Origin of the sequence: Arcobacter pernae, from assembly GCF_049472135.1 — a bacterium.
Taxonomy (GTDB): domain Bacteria; phylum Campylobacterota; class Campylobacteria; order Campylobacterales; family Arcobacteraceae; genus Arcobacter_B.
This window is the reverse complement of the sequence record NZ_JBMOVV010000011.1, coordinates 75,009-98,876: the sequence shown is the minus strand read 5'-3', so window position 1 is coordinate 98,876 and position 23,868 is coordinate 75,009. Positions and strand designations below refer to the sequence as shown.

General features: G+C 26.1%; 18 protein-coding genes. 10 read left to right on the top strand and 8 right to left on the bottom strand.

The features are described from left to right. The 4 genes from ACH5BF_RS12050 to ACH5BF_RS12035 form a co-directional block, all read left to right on the top strand. Positions 1 to 1,853, top strand: a 1,853-nt coding sequence (locus ACH5BF_RS12050) for an ATP-binding protein (protein WP_423274490.1), incomplete at its 5' end; no start/stop codon positions are given. A 3-nt stretch (positions 1,854 to 1,856) separates the two neighbouring features. After that, complete coding sequence (locus tag ACH5BF_RS12045; protein ID WP_423274489.1) at positions 1,857 to 5,636, top strand: ATP-binding protein; 3,780 nt, start codon at positions 1,857 to 1,859, stop codon at positions 5,634 to 5,636. A gap of 17 nt (positions 5,637 to 5,653) precedes the next feature. Beyond that, positions 5,654 to 6,190: a heme NO-binding domain-containing protein gene (locus ACH5BF_RS12040; RefSeq protein WP_423274488.1), complete on the top strand. Its 537-nt coding sequence runs from the start codon at positions 5,654 to 5,656 to the stop codon at positions 6,188 to 6,190. Further along, positions 6,190 to 7,833: a response regulator gene (locus tag ACH5BF_RS12035; RefSeq protein WP_423274487.1), complete on the top strand. Its 1,644-nt coding sequence runs from the start codon at positions 6,190 to 6,192 to the stop codon at positions 7,831 to 7,833. The genes ACH5BF_RS12040 and ACH5BF_RS12035 overlap by 1 nt, the downstream gene beginning before the upstream one ends. A gap of 1 nt (position 7,834) precedes the next feature. Here ACH5BF_RS12035 and ACH5BF_RS12030 read toward each other — a convergent pair whose 3' ends face one another. Continuing rightward, a complete protein-coding gene (locus tag ACH5BF_RS12030) occupies positions 7,835 to 9,718 on the bottom strand; it encodes a sensor histidine kinase (RefSeq protein ID WP_423274486.1) in 1,884 nt (627 codons plus the stop codon). Positions 9,719 to 9,827: 109 nt separating this feature from the next. Between ACH5BF_RS12030 and ACH5BF_RS12025 the strand changes: the two genes are divergently transcribed. Next, positions 9,828 to 10,337 carry an NADPH-dependent FMN reductase gene (locus tag ACH5BF_RS12025; RefSeq protein ID WP_423274485.1) on the top strand — a complete coding sequence of 170 codons (510 nt, stop codon included), beginning with the start codon at positions 9,828 to 9,830 and terminating at the stop codon, positions 10,335 to 10,337. A 278-nt stretch (positions 10,338 to 10,615) separates the two neighbouring features. Here ACH5BF_RS12025 and ACH5BF_RS12020 read toward each other — a convergent pair whose 3' ends face one another. After that, positions 10,616 to 12,178, bottom strand: coding sequence for a sensor histidine kinase (locus ACH5BF_RS12020; RefSeq protein WP_423274484.1), 1,563 nt, complete (start codon positions 12,176 to 12,178; stop codon positions 10,616 to 10,618). A 122-nt stretch (positions 12,179 to 12,300) separates the two neighbouring features. On the opposite strand from ACH5BF_RS12020, the gene ACH5BF_RS12015 reads away from it, so the two are divergent. The 5 genes from ACH5BF_RS12015 to ACH5BF_RS11995 all read left to right on the top strand — a co-directional run bounded on the left by ACH5BF_RS12015 (position 12,301) and on the right by ACH5BF_RS11995 (position 17,716). Beyond that, positions 12,301 to 13,680: a PhoH family protein gene (locus ACH5BF_RS12015; protein WP_423274483.1), complete on the top strand. Its 1,380-nt coding sequence runs from the start codon at positions 12,301 to 12,303 to the stop codon at positions 13,678 to 13,680. Between the two features lie 189 nt (positions 13,681 to 13,869). Next, positions 13,870 to 15,375: an HD domain-containing protein gene (locus ACH5BF_RS12010; protein WP_423274482.1), complete on the top strand. Its 1,506-nt coding sequence runs from the start codon at positions 13,870 to 13,872 to the stop codon at positions 15,373 to 15,375. A gap of 89 nt (positions 15,376 to 15,464) precedes the next feature. Beyond that, positions 15,465 to 15,830, top strand: coding sequence for a hypothetical protein (locus ACH5BF_RS12005; RefSeq protein ID WP_423274481.1), 366 nt, complete (start codon positions 15,465 to 15,467; stop codon positions 15,828 to 15,830). A 71-nt stretch (positions 15,831 to 15,901) separates the two neighbouring features. Continuing rightward, on the top strand, positions 15,902 to 16,375 hold the full coding sequence (locus ACH5BF_RS12000) for a hypothetical protein (protein ID WP_423274480.1): 474 nt from the start codon (positions 15,902 to 15,904) through the stop codon (positions 16,373 to 16,375). Between the two features lie 3 nt (positions 16,376 to 16,378). Further along, positions 16,379 to 17,716: a sensor histidine kinase gene (locus ACH5BF_RS11995; RefSeq protein WP_423274479.1), complete on the top strand. Its 1,338-nt coding sequence runs from the start codon at positions 16,379 to 16,381 to the stop codon at positions 17,714 to 17,716. Here the strand turns inward: ACH5BF_RS11995 and ribA are convergent. The 6 genes from ribA to ACH5BF_RS11965 all read right to left on the bottom strand — a co-directional run bounded on the left by ribA (position 17,711) and on the right by ACH5BF_RS11965 (position 23,819). After that, on the bottom strand, positions 17,711 to 18,286 hold the full coding sequence (gene ribA / locus ACH5BF_RS11990) for a GTP cyclohydrolase II (RefSeq protein ID WP_423274478.1): 576 nt from the start codon (positions 18,284 to 18,286) through the stop codon (positions 17,711 to 17,713). The genes ACH5BF_RS11995 and ribA overlap by 6 nt on opposite strands. A 115-nt stretch (positions 18,287 to 18,401) precedes the next feature. Further along, the gene (locus ACH5BF_RS11985) at positions 18,402 to 18,683 is read right to left on the bottom strand and encodes a peptidylprolyl isomerase (protein WP_423274477.1); all 282 of its coding nucleotides are present in this window, start codon (positions 18,681 to 18,683) and stop codon (positions 18,402 to 18,404) included. A gap of 42 nt (positions 18,684 to 18,725) precedes the next feature. Beyond that, positions 18,726 to 21,170, bottom strand: coding sequence for a diguanylate cyclase domain-containing protein (locus ACH5BF_RS11980; RefSeq protein WP_423274476.1), 2,445 nt, complete (start codon positions 21,168 to 21,170; stop codon positions 18,726 to 18,728). Positions 21,171 to 21,281: 111 nt separating this feature from the next. Beyond that, entirely contained in the window at positions 21,282 to 22,649 is a 1,368-nt protein-coding gene (dbpA, locus tag ACH5BF_RS11975; RefSeq protein WP_423274492.1) for an ATP-dependent RNA helicase DbpA, read from the bottom strand. Positions 22,650 to 22,660: 11 nt separating this feature from the next. Beyond that, positions 22,661 to 23,191: a DedA family protein gene (locus tag ACH5BF_RS11970; RefSeq protein ID WP_423274474.1), complete on the bottom strand. Its 531-nt coding sequence runs from the start codon at positions 23,189 to 23,191 to the stop codon at positions 22,661 to 22,663. Between the two features lies 1 nt (position 23,192). After that, positions 23,193 to 23,819, bottom strand: a complete 627-nt coding sequence (locus tag ACH5BF_RS11965; protein WP_423274473.1) for a hypothetical protein — start codon at positions 23,817 to 23,819, stop codon at positions 23,193 to 23,195. Between the last annotated feature and the right edge of the window lie 49 nt (positions 23,820 to 23,868).

The window sequence follows — 23,868 nt, the reverse complement described above, 5'->3', positions numbered from 1 at the left end:
AAAAAGCGGATGAGGCGAAGTCAACATTCCTAGCAAACATGAGTCATGAAATTAGAACTCCTTTAAATGCTATTATTGGTTTCTCTGATATCCTTTGTAAATCTAAATCTTTAGATATTCATGGTGTTAAACAAGCTAGAATTATTCAATCTAGTGCTAACTCTCTATTATCTATTATTAATGATATCTTAGATATCTCTAAAATTGAAAGTGGTAATTTTGACATTACTATTGATAATACTGATTTATATTTTATCTCTGAGCATGTTATTGAGCTTTTCTCTAAAAATGCTATTGAAAAAAATCTTAAACTTATTTTCAACATTGACCATAGAATCCCTATGTGTATCTTAACTGATGGTGTTAGAATTAGACAAGTTCTTTCTAATCTTATCTCTAATGCTATCAAATTTACTCCTGAGCATGGAAAGGTTGAGCTTAATATCTCTTTAGAGTCTATGTCTAATAATAAAGCAACTATTAGTTTTGAAATTAAGGATACTGGTATTGGTATTCCTGAGGATAAGCTTGACAATGTATTTAAACCTTTTATTCAAGTTGACCACAAATCAACAAGAGAGTTTGAGGGTACTGGTTTAGGTTTAAGTATTTGTTCTCATATTATAGAAGCTTTAGGTTCTAAAATTGGTATTGAGAGTTCTATTGGTTTAGGTACTAGATTCTTCTTTGATTTATCTTTTGATGTTTGTGATGATTCTATTCATACTAACAAAGACTATTTACATCATTTAAACTTCAAAGTTGAAAATACTAAAAATGATTTATATCACTACATTAAAAGATATTTATCTATTTTTGGAACTATCAATATCAACAAGTCTTCATCTAAGGATATTTATATCTTTAATTACAACAAAGATGGTGATTTAGATGAGTTTAGAAAGCTTCACAAAGACAACCCTATTTTAATTCTATTTGAGTATGAAGAGGATTTATCTAAAGTTGTATTAACTGATAATGAACAAGCTTTATCTTTACCTTTCTATGCTTCTAAGGTTAATGATGCACTTCAAGAGTTACAGAAAAAAACTGTTGAGACTATTTCAATAGATGATGATAGCAATTTAGTTGATTCATTTACTGGTAATATTTTAGTTGCTGAGGACAATCTTGCTAATCAAGAGTTAATCTCTTATATTTTAGAAAGTTTAAATCTTAATTTCACTATTAAGCCAAATGGGAAAGAGACTTTAGATGAGTTTATTTCTAATCCAGAGTCTTACGATTTAATTTTAATGGATATTAATATGCCTGTTATGGATGGTATTGAGGCATTTAATGCTATTAGAGAGCATGAAAAGCAAAATGCTTTAGGTACTATTCCTATTATTGCTTTAACTGCTAATGCCATTAAAGGTGACAGGGAAAAATTCTTAAATCTTGGTATGAACGAGTATTTATCTAAACCTGTTAATACAAGCGAGTTAAAGTTTTTATTTGAAAAGTTTTTAAATAAGAATAATATTTCTGAAAAGATTGAAGAGAGTTCTTTAGAGGACAATAGTTCATCTAATACTTCATTTCAGATTGATGTTCAAAAGGTTATAGATAAACTTGGTGTATCTGAGAATATTGCTTTAATGATTATTGAGAAGTTTAAAAAGGAAATTCACAAGGATTTAGATGAGTTAAAGTTAGCTATTGAGAATAAAGATTCTGAATCTATCTCTTCTAAGGCTCATTATATTAAAAACTCTTGTTTAAATCTTGCTTTAGATGATATTTGTAATCTTCTTCAATCTTTGGAAGATAACTCTGATCTATCCTTTGATGACATTAATGATATTTTTAACTGCATTAGAAAACTTTTAAGTAATTTAAATAAGGACTAAAAAATGAAGAACCTCTCGATTAAAGTAAAACTGATACTTTTATTTATTTTAATTAAAGTCATTCCCTTACTTATAATTACTTATATTGCATACAATGGTGCTATTAAACTAGAAGAGTATCTTCAAGATAGTACAAGGTTCTTATTTAATAAAAATAAAGAGATTATATTAAATACAGCAAATGAATCAATCGAAGATAGTATTAAAAACCTAGATAAAAAATCTCAATTAGCACTTGAAAGATTATCATTTGAAATAGCACAAAAAGTTGCAGAGTTTTTGTATGAAAGAGACAAAGATTTAATATATTTATCAAAAACTACTTTAAATGAAGATAGTTTAAAAAACTTTTATGAAAGTAAAATGAAAGATATCATCATTCATGAAGATTATGTTTATGATGATAAAACAAATACATGGGTAAGTTCTCAAAAACCATCAAAAGTAAAATCTGAAAAACTTGTTGCTACGTTAAAAGATAATCAAAAAGAGTTCAACTACACTAATCCTATAAATTTTGAGAAAAAAAGAATCCCTATTTATAAAGAGATTAACTACTTTAATCTTGAGGGAAAAGAGATTTATAAAGTCTCTCAAATCAACTCTGAACTATTGGATATTTCAAAAAAACAAAACACATATATAAACTCAGAGACTTACTATAATGAAATAAAAAATCTTAAAAAAGGTGAGATTTATGTATCTGAAGTTATAGGAGAACAACTTTATACAAAAGTAATAGGAAACTTTACAAAACAAAAAGCTTCTAAATCTAATATTGAGTTTGAACCTGAAAAATATGGGTATGCTGGAAAAGAAAATCCTGTAGGGAAAAAGTTTGAAGGAATTGTAAGATTTATCACTCCTGTTTATAAAAACAATACAAAAGTAGGATATGTCTCACTTGCATTAGACCATGAACATATTATGCAATTTACAGATACTGTAAATCCAACAAGTAGTAACCCTATTCAGAACATATCTGATGCAAGTAATGGAAACTACGCATTTATGTGGGATTTTAAAGGTAAGAATATCTCTCATGCTAGAGACTATTTTATTATGGGATATGATAAAAACAGTGGAGATTTAGCAATGCCTTGGCTTAGTAGTGATATTGCTAAAAAATATTATAACTCAAACGAAGATATAAATAAGTATTTAGCTTCCTACCCTACTTTTGAAGAACAATCCTTAAAGAAAAAACCAAATATTAAACAGCTTAAAGATAAAGGAAATATTGGTTTAGATTGTAGATACTTAAATTTTGCACCACAATGTGAAGGATGGATGCAAGTAACACAAGATGGTGGTTATGGTTCTTTTATTATTTACTGGAGTAAAGTATGGAAACTTACAACTGCTGCAGCTATTCCATACTACACAGGACAATATGCCAATACAAAAAGAGGATTTGGTTTTGTAACAATTGGAGCTAATGTTGAAGAGTTTCATATGGCAGCAAATGAGACTAAAAATAATGTAAATAAAATACTAAGACATCAAACAGAACAAATGAAAGAGATTGTTGACGATAATACTTTTGAGGTTGCAAATTTTATTCAAGCTTTAATAAATGAACTTACTATTCTTACTTTATTAATGATTATTCTAATTATTGGTATTGCTATTTGGATGTCGAAATATATTTCATCAAAAATAGAAAATCTTTTAATTGGTACGAAAAAGTTTGCTAATAATGATTTTAACTATAAAATAGATGTAACTTCAAATGATGAAATAGGAAATCTAGAAAAATCGTTTAATGAAATGACTCATAAAATAAAAGTTTTAATTAATGAGCAAAAAGAGTTAAATACGCATTTAGAAGAGAAAATTGATGACAAAACAAAACAATTAGTTCAAATTAATCAATCTTTAGAAAAACAAATTGAACAAAGAACAAAAAGTTTACAAGAAGCTTTAGAAAACACTAAAAAAGCGGATGAGGCGAAGTCAACATTCCTAGCAAACATGAGTCATGAAATTAGAACTCCTTTAAATGCTATTATTGGTTTCTCTGATATCCTTTGTAAATCTAAATCTTTAGATATTCATGGTGTTAAACAAGCTAGAATTATTCAATCTAGTGCTAACTCTCTATTATCTATTATTAATGATATCTTAGATATCTCTAAAATTGAAAGTGGTAATTTTGACATTACTATTGATAATACTGATTTATATTTTATCTCTGAGCATGTTATTGAGCTTTTCTCTAAAAATGCTATTGAAAAAAATCTTAAACTTATTTTCAACATTGACCATAGAATCCCTATGTGTATCTTAACTGATGGTGTTAGAATTAGACAAGTTCTTTCTAATCTTATCTCTAATGCTATCAAATTTACTCCTGAGCATGGAAAGGTTGAGCTTAATATCTCTTTAGAGTCTATGTCTAATAATAAAGCAACTATTAGTTTTGAAATTAAGGATACTGGTATTGGTATTCCTGAGGATAAGCTTGACAATGTATTTAAACCTTTTATTCAAGTTGACCACAAATCAACAAGAGAGTTTGAGGGTACTGGTTTAGGTTTAAGTATTTGTTCTCATATTATAGAAGCTTTAGGTTCTAAAATTGGTATTGAGAGTTCTATTGGTTTAGGTACTAGATTCTTCTTTGATTTATCTTTTGATGTTTGTGATGATTCTATTCATACTAACAAAGACTATTTACATCATTTAAACTTCAAAGTTGAAAATACTAAAAATGATTTATATCACTACATTAAAAGATATTTATCTATTTTTGGAACTATCAATATCAACAAGTCTTCATCTAAGGATATTTATATCTTTAATTACAACAAAGATGGTGATTTAGATGAGTTTAGAAAGCTTCACAAAGACAACCCTATTTTAATTCTATTTGAGTATGAAGAGGATTTATCTAAAGTTGTATTAACTGATAATGAACAAGCTTTATCTTTACCTTTCTATGCTTCTAAGGTTAATGATGCACTTCAAGAGTTACAGAAAAAAACTGTTGAGACTATTTCAATAGATGATGATAGCAATTTAGTTGATTCATTTACTGGTAATATTTTAGTTGCTGAGGACAATCTTGCTAATCAAGAGTTAATCTCTTATATTTTAGAAAGTTTAAATCTTAATTTCACTATTAAGCCAAATGGGAAAGAGACTTTAGATGAGTTTATTTCTAATCCAGAGTCTTACGATTTAATTTTAATGGATATTAATATGCCTGTTATGGATGGTATTGAGGCATTTAATGCTATTAGAGAGCATGAAAAGCAAAATGCTTTAGGTACTATTCCTATTATTGCTTTAACTGCTAATGCCATTAAAGGTGACAGGGAAAAATTCTTAAATCTTGGTATGAACGAGTATTTATCTAAACCTGTTAATACAAGCGAGTTAAAGTTTTTATTTGAAAAGTTTTTAAATAAGAATAATATTTCTGAAAAGATTGAAGAGAGTTCTTTAGAGGACAATAGTTCATCTAATACTTCATTTCAGATTGATGTTCAAAAGGTTATAGATAAACTTGGTGTATCTGAGAATATTGCTTTAATGATTATTGAGAAGTTTAAAAAGGAAATTCACAAGGATTTAGATGAGTTAAAGTTAGCTATTGAGAATAAAGATTCTGAATCTATCTCTTCTAAGGCTCATTATATTAAAAACTCTTGTTTAAATCTTGCTTTAGATGATATTTGTAATCTTCTTCAATCTTTGGAAGATAACTCTGATCTATCCTTTGATGACATTAATGATATTTTTAAAGATATAAATAATATAATAATTTCAATTAAATAAAATAAAAAGGGGCTATTATGAGAGGTGTAATTTTTACTGAGATGATTGAGTTTGTAGAAGAGGCTTTAGGTTTTGAAATAGCTGATAAAATGATAGAAAAAGCAATGCTTGAAAACCATGGTGCTTTTTCACAAGGTGGCAACTATCCTTTTGAACATATGGTTAAACTTCTAACAGCTTTATCAGAAATAACAGGAAAAGCTCCAAATGAACTTCTTTTTATTTTTGGGAAACATCTTTTTTCTACTTTAGTAAAACTTTATGGAAGAGATATTAAAGCAGGTAATGCTTTAGATTTTATTGATAGTGTTGAGCATTATGTACATGTTGAAGTAAAAAAATTATATCCTGATGCTGAACTTCCAAAATTTGATACTATCCAAAAAGATGAAAATCAATTAACTCTTATTTATAAATCTAATAAAAAGTTAGAAGCTTTTGCTCATGGATTGATTGAGGCTTGTGGTGAGTACTTTCAAGAGCCTCTTGAAGTTAAATATAAAACTATTTCAAATGAACCTTATGAAGTAGAATTCAATATTAAGAAAATCTAATGAGTGAAGAAAAAAACCCTTGGCAAAATAGATTTGAAAGGGAAAGAAAAGCTAGAAAAGAGAGTGAAAGACTACTTGAAGAAAAAAGCTTTGAACTTTGGAAAATCAACCAAGATTTAGAAGCACAAGTTCATGAAAGAACTATTAGTCTTGAAAAAGCACTTGTAGAAGCTAAAAAAGCAGATCAAGCGAAATCTGACTTTTTAGCAAATATGAGTCATGAAATAAGAACTCCTCTTAATGCGATAATTGGCTTTTCAAAATATCTTAGTGATTCAGATGAACTAAATGAAAAAAACAATAAATACGCTAAGATTATTAACTCAAGTGCAAACTCTTTATTATCAATAATAAATGATATTTTAGACTTCTCAAAAATCCAAAATGGTAACTTTAATATTTCTAAAAGTAAATCAAATATATATTCAATTTATACAGATATAATTGACTTATTTTCAAAAAAATTAGAAGACAAAAATATAGTTTTCAGCCATAATATTGATAAAGGTATTCCTAAATATCTAATTACAGACACACTAAGATTAAAACAAGTAGTGATAAATTTACTCTCTAATGCTTTTAAATTTACAAAAGAAGGTGGAAGTATTCAATTTAATATAAATCTTCTTAACAGTACAAAAGAAAAAGTTACAATTGAATTCTCAATCAAAGATAGTGGAATAGGTATAGAAAAAGATAAAATTGATTCAATATTAAAACCATTTGTACAGTTAGAACAAGTATCAAATAAAGAGAGTATTGGTACAGGATTAGGTCTTAGTATTTGTAATCATCTTCTAAAACTTTTTGATTCAAATCTTATTATTGAAAGTGAAGTAAATAAAGGAAGTACTTTTAAATTTATACTTGAAACACAAGCGATAAAAGAAGTAGAATCAACGGTAAAAACGAATAATCAAAATATAAGGGTAAAACCTTTAAATGCACATATTTTATTAGCTGAAGACAATTATGCAAATCAAGAACTAATGAAAGCAATCTTAGAAGAAATGGATATAAAGCTAACTATTGCCAAAAATGGTGAAATAGCTTATAATAAATATTTTGAAACACCAAAAGCTTTTGATTTAATCTTAATGGATATAAATATGCCTATTTTAAATGGCATTGATTCTTTTAAAAAAATAAGAGAGTTTGAAAAAACTAATAATCTAAAAAACACTCCTGTTATTGCATTAACTGCAAATGCTATAAAAGGAGATAAAGAAAACTTTTTAAAAATAGGAATAAATGATTACTTATCAAAACCTATAAATACAAATGAACTAAAAAAAGTTTTTTCTAAATATTTAAATAAAAAAACTAATGAAGAAATAATTGATATAGATTTGAACTCTCAAAAAATAGCAGAAAAACTTGGTATCTCTGAAAATGTAGCAATTATGATTATTGAAAAATTCAAAGAAACTATCAATAATGATATTTCTGATTTAAAAAAGCTTATAGAAAAACAAGAAAAAGAGAGTATAACTTTAAAAGCTCATGATATAAAAAACTCTTGTTTAAATCTCTTATTAGATAAAATATGTGAAATACTTCAAACTATTGAAGAGAATAAACTTACACTTTTAGAGCAAAGAAATGCAGTTTTAATCTTAGAAAAAAGTTTTAAAAACCTATAAGTTATAGAGGTAAAACTATTTTGAAAATAGCTCCTTTGCAAACTTTTTCATCATATTTATACTCACAGTTTTCTACTGTAATTTTTCCATTTAAATGTTTTGTGATAATCTCTTTTGTCATATAAAGACCTATTCCTGTACCATCTTTATCACCTTTAGTTGTAAAGTATGGTTCAAAAACTCTTTGAATAACAGAATCAGGAATTCCCCCTGCACTATCTTTTATTTCTATAGTTAGTAAAGATTCACTACTATGGGCATTTATAAATATCAATCTATCATTATTTGATTTATTTTCTAAGAAAGCATCTTTTGCATTATTTAAAATATTTATAAATACTTGTATTAACTCACTTTCATATGTAAAAAGTGTAATTTTCTCAATATTTTTTATTATTTTTATATTCTTTGAATTAAATTGTGCATCAACTAAATCAAAAGTAGATTCAAATGCATTTTCTAAAATAAAATTATTTTTATCTTTTGTTGGACTAAAAAAGTTTCTAAAATCATCAATTGTTTGAGATAAGTATTGTGCAGACTTTGTAATCTTTTGTGTTCCTTCTTCAAAAAACTCATCTGATAATACACCCATTTGTTTCTGTAGTGACATACCACTTGAAACTGTTGTGATTGTAGATAAAGGCTGTCTCCATTGGTGTGCAATATTACCTATCATTTCACCCATTGCTGCCATTTTTGATTGCTGAAATAAGATTGATTGCTTCTTTTCAATATCTTCTCTGTAAAGATTAAATTTTTGTCTTAAAACATTTGAAATATAAATAGAAACTAAAAGCATTAATATAGTAAGTATTAAAGAGCCAATAATAATATTTTGAATATATTGATTAAACTTTTCATCAATAATTTTCTCTTTGTCTTCAATCTTTTTTAATATATCATCATGATATATTCCCATTCCAATAAGCCAACCCCAATTATTATTACCTCTAATATAACTTATTTTTTTCATAGGAATATTAGTTCCTGGCTTTTTATTTTGAATATACTCATAAAATCCACTACCATTTTTAGCTATTTCTATAAGCTTTGCAATAACATCCTCAACATATTGTGTATCATTGTTTTCTTTTGCTGTTTTACCTATATAACTTTCATGTTTGTGGCTTAAATAAACAGTATTATAATCTATAACAAAAAGATAACTACTGTCATCATAACTTACAAGTTTTGTATAATCTAAAACTTTTTTTTGAATTTTCTTTTCAAAATCATCCAAATAAATACCTGTACCTAAAACCATATCAAAAGGTTCAAAGTATTTATAGTAAGCAATCTTCTTATATTGTTCTTCACCCTGATTTGGTTTATACCAAAAATAAGTTCCAAATCTCTCTTTTTTATCTTTAAAAGTTTTCTCAATTTCCTCTACTACACTATTTCCAAATTTATCATACTTTTTATAATGTCTTCTATCATTTGAAATTGGATAAAGCAAAACATCTAAAGCACGATTATAAGTAAAGTAGTAACCTTTTCCATTATCATATCTCATTTTTGATAATGTGGTATTGATTATTTCAAAAACCTCATCTTTTGTTTTTATATTTTTATATTTTTCATAAAGTTCTGTGATTAAATTATGAGTTTCGTGAATTTTATTTTTAATATGCTCTTTTAATTGATTTTCAGTAGTCTCTTCTAAGTATTTTATATATCTATAAGTTCTATCAACTTCATTTTTAATAATCTGCTTTTGCTCGAATATTAGCTCTTCTTTGATAGTTTTTTTCTGTTCTATGATAGTCTTTTTTTTATCTAAATATAAAATAATTGATAAAACAATTGATATTAATATAATAAAAAATGGGGGAGTAAATTTAATAAAGTTTAGTATAATTTTTTCATTATTGTTTTTCATTAGCTATCTGTTTTATTATAGTTTAATTAAAATCATATAAGAATTTCACTTTATAAGTAATAAATCAGATATACTTCTAAAAATTTTATAAATTATTAAGGAATAAATTATGTCAAAGATTGGTATTTTAGTAGCAAGTGCAAACAATAATAGAAAATTAGGTGATACATTAGCAGAAATTGCACAAAACTTAGGTTGTGAAGTTGAATTAATCAACTTAGTTGATTTAGATTTACCACTGTATAGTACAGTTGAAGAAGAAAAAAATGGTATCCCTGATACTGCTTTAGAGTTAGCAAATAAAATTTTAGCATTAAAAGCATTTATTGTAATTGCACCAGAATATAATGGAGTAATGCCTCCTGTATTAAACAATGCAATGGCATGGACTTCAAGATCAACTAAAGATTGGAGAGATGCTTTCAATGAAAAAGTTGTAGGTTTAGCAACACACAGTGGTGGAGGTGGAGCTAAAGGACTTCAAGCTATGAGAATAATGTTTCAACACTTAGGAGCAAATATTTTAGCTAGAGAACTTTTAACTACATATGAAAAACAACTAAATGAAGATAGTGCAAAAAATATGATTGAACAGTTAGTAAAACTTTCAAAAGTTTAAAATATAGGCAAATTGCCTATATTTTATAAAATGGGAGATTAACCTATTGATGTCTTCAATAATCAGGGAATTTACTTAAAAAATAGAGTGCTATTGCCTCTTTGTATAAACTTTTTAACTACATAATATATTTATTAAAAATTAGCCAAACCTTCGCAACCTCCTTACCGTAATAAAAAAGTATACTTTAGTGTAAATGACTAAAGTTAATGTAATTATAAATCCTAAAAACTTAAATTTCAATAAAATTTAGCACTCCAATATAAAAAGTGCTAATACTATTTAGGAAGTTTTACAATAAACTGTGCACCTTTATAACTTTCATCTTCATACATAAACTCTTTATTTGAAACTTCAATTGAACCTTGCATATGTTTTTTAACAATTGTCTCACACATATAAAGCCCTACACCAGTGCCTTGTGACTTATGTTTTGTTGTAAAGTAAGGCTCAAAAACTCTATTAATTATTGAGTCTTTTATTCCATTAGCATTATCTAAAACTTTAACATATAAAAACTCATCATCTTCATATGTCTCCATCATAATCAATTTTCTTTTTAGTTGTAGTTTTACAAGCTCATCTGCTGCATTGTTTAAAATATTTAATAAAACTTGTATTAGTTCATTTTTAAAAGTATACACTTCTAAATCAATTATGTTTTCAATTATCTTAATATTTTGTGTTTTGAAATTTGTTTTTGCTAAATCAATAGTATATGAAATTACATCTTTTATATTAAATTGCGTTTTCTTATAACTTGGTTTGAAAAAGTTACTAAAATCATCTATTGTTTTTGATAAGTATTGAGAACTTGTATTTATATCGTTTAAACCATTTGTTAAAGTCTCTTTATCTAAAGTACCAGTATCATTTTGTATTTTCATTCCTGTTGATAAAACTGAGATTATAGATAAAGGCTGTCTCCATTGATGAGCAATATTTTCAAGCATCTCCCCCATCGCAGCCATTTTTGATTGTCTTTGCATAATAGTTTCATACTCAGTAAGCTCTTTTTTTATCTTTGCTACTTCTTGCTTTAAAGTATTATTATAATTTTCTAGTTTTTTATTTAAAGCCTCTCTTTGCTTCTCAATCTCTAATCTTTCACTTATATCCCTTGAGATTGCCATAATATAATCTTTTCCATGATAGTTTTTTAAACTTAAAGAGGTTTCTACAAAAACACTATTATTATTTTTTCCTAAATATTTACCATAAGTAATCATATTTTTCTTATTTTTAATATTTTTAAAAACCTCTGGTATTTCTTTTGAGTCTAAAATCCCTTTTCTTAAATCAGAGATTCTCATTTTTTTTAACTCTTCTTGTGAATACTCTAAAACCTTACATACTTTCTCATTTGCAAACTCTATTTTTTGAGTCTCAAAATCAACTAAAAAAATCATATCACTTGATTCTTTTATAAATTCAAAGTAAAGTTTTAACTCTTCATCTTGTTTAACTCTATGGGAAATATCTAAAACATATGATATTAGATGCTCTTTGCCTTCAATCTCAATAAGCCTAGAACTAATCTCAACAGGAAAAGTAGAGCCATCTTTTCTTTGATGTACTGACTCTATTATAGATGCTTTTAAACTATTTTTTTTAAATTCCTCAAACTTTTCAATATAAGCTTCTTTTGTTTTAACTAAAACATCCACATCAAAAACATTTAAACTTGACATCTCTCTTTTTGAATAGCCAAGTTCATTACAAGCTGTTGTATTTGCTAAAAGAATTCTACCATTAGAATCTATTAAATATATAGCTTCATTTGCCAGTTCTAATGATGTTTTTAAAAGATTTTTAATATTGTTTGTCTTTAACTTTGTCACCTAAAAACCTATAATTATTTATTTTTTTAAAATTATTATTTTTTAGAAATGATTATAGCCAAAGTATAAATTTTATGCAACTTTGTCATTGATTTGTAACTTTGCTGTGATAGACTTTTTTTATGAAAGATAAAGTATATGTTTTAGACACAAATATCATTTTGCAAAATATTCAAAATCTTTATAAAATATCTGACAATAAAACTAACCATATTGTAATCCCCGAGACTGTTTTACTAGAACTTGAAGATAAGAAAAAATTGACAAATGAATTAGGATTTTATTCAAGAGAGTTTGCTAGATTACTAGCCAAAATGAAGATAAAAGAAGTTGATTATAAATCAGGCTTTAAAGTCGTAAAATTCTTTAATGAAGAACTTAATCTTCATATTATTTCAAAAGATAAATATGATACACAAATTGAGCAAATTCATATTAGCGAAAGCAATGATAAAAGAATCATTGAAGCTGCATCAATAGCCCAAGAGTATTATAAAGGTTATCAAACTATATTCTTATCACTTGATGTTTATGCAAGAACTTTTGCATTATTTAAAAGTATTAAAACAGAGACTTTACATGATGACAAATCAACTGTTCCTACTTTTGAATTTGTAAAAAGGTTAGAGCTTGATTCAAGCTATTTTAATAATTTAGATAAAAAAAATATTTTTAATGTTGATGAACATTATTTATATGAAAACTTTTCATATAGCTTTGAAAGTCCTGATGGAAATAGTACCTATGGTATTATTTGCAATGGAAAACTTGATATTTTAAAAGAGAATGATTTTAAATCGCTAAATGTAAAACCAGTAAATTTAAAACAAAAACTATTCTCAAAAGCTATCTTATCAAATATGTATGACCTTTTAGTGATTGATGCAAAAGCTGGAAGTGGTAAAACACTTATGTCAATAGTAAGTGCCATGAGACTTATAGACTTAGGACTGTATGATAAAATTGTATATGTAAGAAACTCTATTGAGTCATTAGATAAAGGTGCTGATATTGGTTATCTTGCAGGAAATGATGAGAAATTTAGAATCTATAATATGGCTTTACAAGATACTTTAGAGTTTATTGCAAAAAAATATCTTAAAAAAAGTGAAAATAGAGAAAATAAAGAATCAATTGAGTCTAAAATAAGTGAACTTCAATCAAAATATTGTATTGAAACTTTATGGCCAGGAGAAGCTAGAGGTAGAACTTTATCTGGTGCTATTGTTATTATGGATGAGTGGCAAAACTCAAGTGAGAAAACAACACAATTAATACTTTCAAGATTAGATGAATCTTGTATGGCAATTGTGATTGGATCAAACCGACAAATTGATAATTTATATTTAAATAAATACAATAACGGTTTAACTACTTTATTAAAGCAAACAAGTAATAAACATGAAGAGATTAATATGTTTGCAATTGAACTTGATAAAGCAGTAAGAGGTAAGTTTGCCCAATTTACAGAGCGAATTTTTGAAAAGAAAAAAGAGAATTAATAAGGATATAAAATACAAAATAGATTAATAAACGATACAATCTATAATCATATAGAGTATACAAAATTAGAAGATAAATTATTACAAACAAAAATCGTTAATAGATTACAGTTTATTACGCAAAATGCACTTGCATATTTCTCTTATCCATCTATTACAACAAAGAGATTTATCCATTCACTAGGAACTATGCATTTAGCATCATTTATGTTTAAAAACTCACTTTTAAATGCAAATAAAACTACTAAAAATGATTTTTTAGACTCTTTAAAAAATGTAATTTTAAAAATCATTGAAGAAGATGCTTTAAAACTTGATTTAAAAGATATGGAGTATTTTGATAATAAAGCTTTATATCAATTTAATATTCCAACAAAATCTAAAGCTCATAGGGTTTCATACTGTATTGTTTTACAAACGATTAGAATAGTTGGACTTTTACATGATGTAGGCCATCTTCCTTTCTCTCATCAAATAGAGTATGCACTAAAAAAAGTTTATAACAAAATAGTAGAGAAAGAGTTAAATAAAGAAGATTTATTAAAAAAAGAGTTAGAGTTTAAAGCAACTTATGAAGAAATAACTCAAAACTCAAATGAAGTTTTACATGAAGCCATAGGTAAAAATCTTTTAAAACTTCTTTTTGACTATGAAGTAGAAGGGCTTTTAAAAAAGAGCATTGATAAAGAGTATATAAAATTAATAAAAAGATTATCATTACTTATTTTAGAAGAAAAAGTTTACAATGGCTTTGACTTTAAAGTTTTACATAACTATATTGATAGTACAGTTGATGCTGATAGATTAGATTATGTAAATAGAGATATGCTTGCAAGTGGATATATTACAGGACCTAGTGATCATATAAGAATCACTAAACAAGCAGTATTAGTTGAAGAAAATGACAAATTCTATTTAAGCTTTTTTGATATGTCTTTAATTGATATAGAACACATGTTAGAGATGAGATTTAATCTTTATAAAAAAGTTATTTACAATCATGGTATTGCAAAAACTGATGCCTTACTTGAAAATGTAGTTTTATATCTTTCAAATAACTATTTCAATGACAAAATAAAATCAGCAAATAATGAAGATAATATTTCAATGCTTTGGAACTACAATGAAGATAAAGATGTGGAAAAACAACTAGATACAATCTCTATGCTAGATGAGAACTGGTTGATTTCACTATTTAAAAAAGAGTACTTTTATATAAAAAATAAAAACTTTTTAAGTGCCCAAGACAAAAAATATTTATACTGTTTTGAAGAAGTACTATTTGGAAAAAGAAGATTTAAATCCCACTGGAAAAACCTAAATGAATTCTACAAAGAGCTTGGTTTTGAAACAGTTCAAAGATATAAGTTTAGAGAAAGTTTTGGTTATATAACTGAAAATAGAGCAAAAACACTTCAAAAAGAGTTAGATGCCTTTACGAAAAGATGGGAAAATAAAAAAGAAGAACTATTTTTTACTTATCAAATAGTTTCATTTAAAATAGGTATTCAAAAAGATTTCTGTTTATATGATGGAGAAAACTTAATAAACTTAGATGAAGTATCAACACTTAGAAAAAGACTTAAGCACTCTATGTTAAATACTGTTCCTTTTTATATATACTCAAATAAAAAAACACTAAATGATACAATGAAAAAAGAGTTAAAAGAGATTATCCTTAAGATTTTCTCTTAAGCTCTAACTTTCATCTTTCAATCTGCAATACTTTAGATAAAAATAAAAAACTTTTGTTAAAATCCAAATAAAAAACTTAGGATAATTAGATGATATTAGGAGAATGTCCTTACTGTAAAGGGACAGTTAGTTCTAAAAATATAAATGTTCAAGGGAAAAAAGCAAAATTATACTCATGTGAAAATGCAAAAAAAGAGTATGACGAAAGTGAACAATATGTTTTTACAGCTGATTCAACTTGTAGATTTAGAGTATACTCAAATGCCTTTTTAAGATGGAATAAAAGAAGTTTTAGTGAAAGGGAAATGAAAAAATTATTACAAGATGGACAAACAGTAATCAGACTTCATGGAAGAAAAGGTACGGGAGAGTATTTTAAGTATGTTATAACTGATGAAGAGTACGGTGTATCTATTTTATGGGACGAGGAAGTAGACGAAAAAGACACTTTTTAATTATAAAATCAAGTCATTTTTATACTAAAAATGTTATTATTTCTATGATATTTTAATATTTTGGAGTTCTTTTGAAGTATATACTGATTTTATTATTCTGTTTTACTACTCTTTTTTCAAGTAGTGATTATTCTCAAAAAAAAATTAAGTTTACAGGTAAAGTTAAAGAAGAAATAAAAAAAAGAGTCTCTATTGCAAATATCGAGAAGTTAGGTCTAAAAGAGTATGAAATTATAGACCCATATACAAAGAAAAATACAAATTATAGTGGAGTAGATTTAAAACTATTTGCAAATTTTTATGGAAAAGAAGAAGTTGAAAGTATAGTTTTTAAAGCTATTGATGGATATGAAGTAACAATCACTAAAAATGAATGGCAAAAATATAATATTCTACTTGCAACAAAACTTAATAATGAATATGTTAGCTACGATAAAAAAGGCCCTTTAAGAATAATCTTCCCAAACTATAAACTAGCAAGTGAGAATTTTGCAAAAAACCTACCAAAATGGATTTGGATGATAAATAGTATTGAGTTTAAATAATCAATGAAAAATAGAGTTTTATACATTTCCTTTTTTTTAATATTTATTTTAAGCTCAAGCTTTTACTTCTGGTATGGATACAATAAATACCTACCAAATAAGGTTAATGAAGTTGGTAAAAACTTTATTACAAATGAATCAATAAGACATATCTTAAAAGTATCGATTTTAAATGAAAAAGCTTACAACTTATCAGTCGAAGCTTTTCTAAAAAATGATGAAGAATTAATATATGAAAGTATTGAATATCTTGAAGCCTCTTTTGGCTTTCTTTCTGCATTTGAACTTCGAAAATATAAAAACATAGATAAATTAAGAAAATCAATTAATAACTCTATAGAAATTTTAGAAAATGCTGGTCTTAATATTAGTAAAAATGATAAAGAAAAGCTTCTTAAAAATAAAGAGTATATAAATGAATTAGTTGAAGATATTGAAAAAATCAAATGGGAGCAATTACACGCTCAAATCATTGAAGATGAGAGTAAAAAATTTGAAATCATCATAGTATTAATCTATACCCTGCTTTTTATTTTTATGCTTTTTGCTATACTGATTTTTATATTCCAGAAAAAAGCTTTACTTGAAGAAGAAAAAATAAGAGACCAAAAACTTCTTTTAAATCAATCAAAAATTGCTGCAGTTGGAGAGATGCTTGGAAATATTGCCCATCAATGGAGACAACCTTTATCAGTTATAACAACATTAGCAAGTGGGACTAAGTTTTCTTTAGAAATAAACAATAAACTTGAAAAAGATGAACTTATTCAAATCTCAGATAATATTGTAAAACAAGCAAACTATTTATCAAAAACAATTGATGATTTTAGAAGTTTTTTCATGGCTGATAGTGAATCAATGAATATTATTAGTATCAAAAAAGTTATGAAAGACTTAGATTCTTTAACAAAAAATGTATTTGAAAATAACTTTATTAAAACAAAAATAGAAATAGATAAAAATTATGATTTATATTCAAATGAAAGTATCTTAATTCAGGCATTCATAAATATTTGTAATAATGCAAAAGATGCCTTTAAACAAAGAGAAATAAAAACAGAAGACAGATACTTTTTTATTACAATAAAAGAAGTAAATAAATATCTACAAATAGAGTTTTTAGATAGCGCAAATGGAATTGATGAAGAGACAATAAAAAAGGTTTTTGAACCCTATTTTACAACAAAACATAAATCCTTAGGAACAGGAATTGGCCTTTACATGTCACATGAACTAATCACTAAATACTGTAAAGGCTCAATAGAAGTTTGTAATCATAAATATAATTATGAAAACAAAAAACTAAAAGGGGCTAAATTTACTATAAAAATTCCTTTATAACATATGCCCAAAGTGTTTCTTCTTTGTATTTAAATAGTTTTTATTAAACTCATTTACTTCGGTAATAGCTGGTATTCTCTCAACTATTTGAACACCTAAAGAGTTAATATAATCTATCTTTTTAGGGTTGTTTGTAATAAGCTTAATACTATTTACACCTAAGTCTTCAAAAATAAACTTTACAACACTATAGTCTCTTTCATCTTCTTTAAATCCTAGTTCTAGGTTAGCTTCTACCGTATTTCTACCTTGGTCTTGTAAAGAATAGGCATTTATTTTATTTAATAAACCTATATTTCTTCCTTCTTGCCTATGGTATATAACCAAACCACCCTGCTTTGAAATAAACTGTAAAGCCAAATCAAGTTGATTTTGACAATCACACTTTAAACTTCCTAAGGCATCGCCTGTTAAACATTCACTATGTACTCTAACATAAGGAGAGTCTAAATCAAAAAAATTTTCACTCATGATTGCTAAATGTTCTTGATTGTCTTGTTTATATGCTTTTATTAAAAATTTTCCATGTTTAGATGGAAGTTTTGCTGTATTTGATTTTGTAATTTCCATAATCTATTCTCAATTATTTAAATTGCAACTAAGTTGCATAATAGAATTATAGTAAGTTTTTCTTAAAGAGGAGTAAAATTATCTTGTTTAAAACAGAGTATAAAACTCTGTTTTATTAGTCATTTCTTGAAGTTGTTTCTAATAAGTGGTAACCAAATTGAGTTTGAACTGGTCCATGAACTACATTTAATTCATCGTTAAATACTACTTTATCAAATTCAGGAACCATTTGCCCTTGGAAGAATGTACCTAAATCTCCACCATTTGCTCCTGATGGACATTTTGAATACTCTTTTGCAATATCTTCAAACTTCTCACCGTCTGCTATTCTTTGTTTTAATTCGTTACATAACTCTTCTGTTTCTACTAATAAATGTCTTGCACTTGCTGACTTCATTTTAATTCCTTATATTTTTTAAAAGCAGAATTTTAACATAAATCAATTAAAAAACTCTATAGTGTTTTTTCCTTGTTTTTTAGCTACATACATTGCAGTATCTGCTTGTTTTATTATCTCTGAAGCTTTTACAGAAGAGTCTTTAAATAAAGTTATACCTATACTTGGTGTTGATATGTTTTTATGACCATCAATATACTCTATACTATTTAAAGCATCTTTTATCTTAGTTGCCAAAATAGTTAAATTTTCTTTTGCTTCTTGAGTATTTGAACCAATACAATCAACTAAAACAATAAACTCATCACCACCAATTCTAGCAATTGTATCTTCTTGTCTAATACATGATTTTAATTTTTGAGCTACAGCAAATAGAAGTTTATCTCCTATATCATGACCTAAAGTATCATTAATCTGTTTAAAGTTATCAAGGTCAATAAAGATTAAACCACCAACTATTTCATGTCTAATAGTTTTAGTAATAGCATGTTCTATTCTATCAAGCAATAAAAGTCTGTTTGGTAAACCTGTCAAGTTATCGTGAGTTGCTTGATACTCTAAAACTTTTTGTCTATCTATTTGCTCACTAATATCTATATATTGTCCTAAATAGTGTGTAACTATCCCATCATTATCTTTTATAGCTGTAATAGTTGATCTTAATGGTATTTTTTGTTTATCTTTTTTTGTATTATAAATTTCACCACGCCAAGAACCTGTTTCATTTAAACTCTTCCATAACTTTTCATAAAACTCTTTATCTTGATGTTTAGATTTAAACATATTAGGTCGTCTACCAATTACATCTTTTTTACTATAGCCCATTACCTTACAAAATGCATTATTTGCATTGATAATAAAAGTATCTTTATCAGTAATAATCATTGGCTCATTAGATTCAAAAGCATAAGATGCAAGTCTTAATTCATCTTCTTGGTCTTTTCTTGTTTTTTCATACTCAATTCTCTCTAAAGTGTGAGTCATATCATTTATCATTTTTCCAAATAATATTTCAATTTCCTCATCAAAAAAGCCTTTTTCATTTGAGTATAAAACTAAAACAGCATCAATTTTTTCAAACTTTTTTATAGGAAATGCTGCTGCTGATTTAATATCATAAGTTAAAGACACATCTTTTAATACAGATATATTCTCTTCATCATAATCATTAACAATTGCATTATGGTTTGTTTCTAAAACCTTTTTGATTAAATTATCTTTTTCATGAGATGTTCTTAGTTTTTGTTCTAAAAGCTCTTTTAATTCACCTTCTTGTGCAATTAAAGAAAAGTTTTTTTGTCTTTTTATTTTATATACAAAACCAAAAGACATATTTTGATTTTCATAAATCAGTCTACAAATTTCAGAAAAAAGCTTCTTCTCATTGTTAATTTTAATTAAGAACTTATTTGTTTTATTTAGAAGTTTATATACCTCTTGTTGCTTTTTAATTTTATTAAAACTTTTTTGTTCATTAGAGATTATATTTCTCAAAACAAACAGTAAACTAATTAAAGTTAAAAAAGAGACTAAAAGGAAAGTCAAACTAAAAAACTGTGCGAAATAAGCATCTTTTTGAAGATGCTTCGCATAATGTGATGTTTCAGAGATAAGATAAGCATAAAATTCATTTAATGACTCAACTTTTATTGTAGCAAGTTCCCACCACTTTCTAATACTTATATCATTTGGCATTGTGCCTAATATAAGTTTTTCTCTTGTTTTTTCAATTGTTTTTTCATAATCTTTAGAGTAAATGTCATTTAATTTTTTAATCTCAAATAGATTTGCTTTTGAAGAAAATTGTCTTTTATTTTCATCTTCTAATACAATATTTCTTTGAAGTTCATTTATTATTGATTGTTTTAAATCTTTAGATGATAGAAGCATAGCAACAATTCCTCTTTGTGTTGCTACATTCTCTTTTAAAATTAAAAGATTAACTAAATATGAAAATCTATTATTAAAATCAGTTGCTGACCTAACAGGTCTTATAGTTTTTAAACTATCTATTAAAAGATTGATTACAACTGAATAATCCTTAAAAGTTATATCAACTAAATCTTTTTTATGTTCTAAAACTTTTTGTCTTATTGGTTCAACATTGTAAAAATTTAATTTAATATTTTTGATTTTTTCTAAAGATTTTTCATTTAAATCTAAAGTTAGAATTTTATTTAAATATCTTTCATAAGCTTTATTAGTGTAGTTTTTTTGGGCTATAAGTTCATCTTTAAACTGCTTAGTACTAATATAAATAGAACTTAAGCCTCTTTCTTTTTGTATTGAATGTATTAAATTTTGAGTAACAACTGCGTATTGGATGTTTTTTTGTACATTTTTAACTTCGTCTAAAGTTTTTATTTTTTCATAAACTAAAATAGTACTAAAATAAAGCATACCTATAGCAGGAAGCGTAAATACTAAAATAATTTTTAGAAATAGTTTATTTTTTAAAAGAAAAAAATTAAATAATTTATTAAGCATATATGAGTTCTCTTTTCTTTAATTTCTAAATTATATTAAATTTGACCTAAATCATAGGTCAAATTATTTATTTATACTTAGCTTTTTAATAGAAATTACTATAAGTAATAACTATTTAATGAAAACTCTAAAATATTTACCTTTAATTTTTTTATTATTTAATCCCTCATGAGCTTTTTTTATAAACTCTTTTTTTACGGCCACATAAGAGCAAAAATCGTAAGAACTTATTTTACCTACACTATTTTTATCAAGACCAAGTCCAGCTGTTAAAGCTCCTAAAATATCCCCTGCTCTTAACTTTTGTTTTTTCCCACCATTAATAAAAAGTGTTCTGTAATCACTATCAATTTCAAAAGAAGGATTATCTTTTACATCTGATACTTCATTTATACTAATATCTTCAAAAAACTCTTTTAAATCTTCTACTTTTTCCATCTCTTCACTAGAGTATAAAGATACAGCAACTCCACCTTTTCCAGCTCTTGCTGTTCTTCCTATTCTATGTGTATAAACTTTTTCATCTCTTGGTAAATCATAGTTTATAACTAAGTCAATATCATCAATATGTAAACCTCTTGAAGCTACATCAGTTGCAATTAAAATTGGATATGACTTACTAGCAAATAATGTTATAACCTCATCCCTATCTCTTTGTTCTAAATCAGAGTGTAGTGTTAAAACATCTAAATCCATTTCATATAAATCATCTGCTAACTCTTCACATTTTATTTTTGTATTACAAAATATAAGTGTTGTTTTAGCTTCATTTGAACTAATTAAAGATGGAATAAATGCTGTTTTTGAAGACTCATTTACAGCATAAAAAGATTGTTTTATATTTACTTTCTCTTCATCTTTTACTTCAACGTTTACAGGTTCATTTAAAACAAAAGAGGCTAACTGCTCAATATTCTCTTCATACGTAGCTGAAAAAAGCATAGATTGTTTCTCTTTTGGTAAGGAATCTAAAATAAGTTTTATATCCTCAAAAAAACCCATATCAAGCATTTTATCTGCTTCATCTAATACAAGAGTATTTAAAGAGTTAAAATCAATATTCTCTTCTTTTAAGTGTTGTAAAACTCTACCTGGAGTTCCAACAATAATATGTGCACCATGATAAAGTGAAGCAACTTGAGGCTTAAAAGGAACCCCACCTGTTAAAGTTAAAACTTTAACATTATGAATATGACGTGAAAGTTTTCTAATCTCTTGAGCAATTTGATTTGCTAATTCTCTTGTTGGAGCCAAAACCAAAGACTGTATTTTAAACTTTTTAACATCTAGTTTATTTACAATTGGAATTGAAAAAGAGACTGTTTTTCCAGAACCAGTTTTAGCTTTTGCAATAATATCTTTATTGTTTAAAGTATGTGGCAAAGATAGCTCTTGTATCTTTGTCATTTGTTTATACTCCAAAGAGTCTAAGTTTTTTATAAACTCATCTTTTAAATTTAATTTATTAAATGTAGAAATTTTATAGCCTTTTATATTTTTCTAAAATAGTAAGAAACTGTAAGCAAAATAACTGCTACAATTCCTAAACCAACATATTTAAACTCATCAGCTGAACTTAAAATAACCTCACCTGCTGTATAAGAAGCATATCCTACAACACAAGCCCATAAAGCTGTTGCAAATATATTTAATATAGAGAATTTAATTCCTGAATACTTTGTAAGTCCCATTGCTAAAGGAATTAATGTTTTGATTCCATAAATATACTTTTGGAAGAAAACTACGAAAGAGCCATATCTTCTCATAAGTAAATGAGCCATAGCAATTTTTCTTCCATATTTTTTCATCATATCTTTTGCATAAGATTTATTTTTTCTAGCTAAGAAAAATAAAAATTGATCACCTAAAAAGTTAGATACTCCAGCAACTAAAATACAGATATAAAGGTTTAAGTCACCGGCATAAGACAAAATCCCTGCAAAAACTAAACCTACAAATCCTCCACCAAAAGAGTAAGCAAAAAGAGCAATATAACCCCAGTCTCTAATCAATTCTTCCATTTTATTCCTCTATACCAAAAAACTCACAAGCTTCTTGTGCATCTTCATCATCTAAATCAACAATACCATCTTTAATATTTTGCACTGTTGTTTTGATAATAAACTCTTTTACTTGAGTTCTTACATCTTCAATAGATTTTTCAATTGCAAATCCACTAAATTGAATTTCATTATCATAACAAAGAAGAACACCATCACAGTTACTTTCTATAAAATCACTAAGTGTTCTGTAGTTAATTTCCAGTGCACTAGCATGCCACCCATAATCTTCTAAAATTGAATCTTCAAATAGTTCAACTCCATCACTTTGATGATCAAAATAAAGCATATAACTTCTATTTAAATCAATAATTTCTTGCCAATTATTTAAAGGTTTAATCTTACAGTTTGTTCCTGTAATAACAGGTTTATACTTTTCAAAAAGTTTTGTTGCAATCTCTTTTAAATCTTGAGTGTTTTTAAAGTCATCTAATTTTGTATTCTCAAAAACTATTGCATCTTTATTTTCATTTTTATTTAATAAATTACCTTTATAATCTATTAATAATGTATCATTTGAGTTTATAAATTCATTAAGTTGTATTAAATCAATATCTATATATAAATCTTTTATATTTATCTTATTCATTTTATTAAAATCCTACCTTATATAGTTGCGTGATTCTATCGAAAATAGC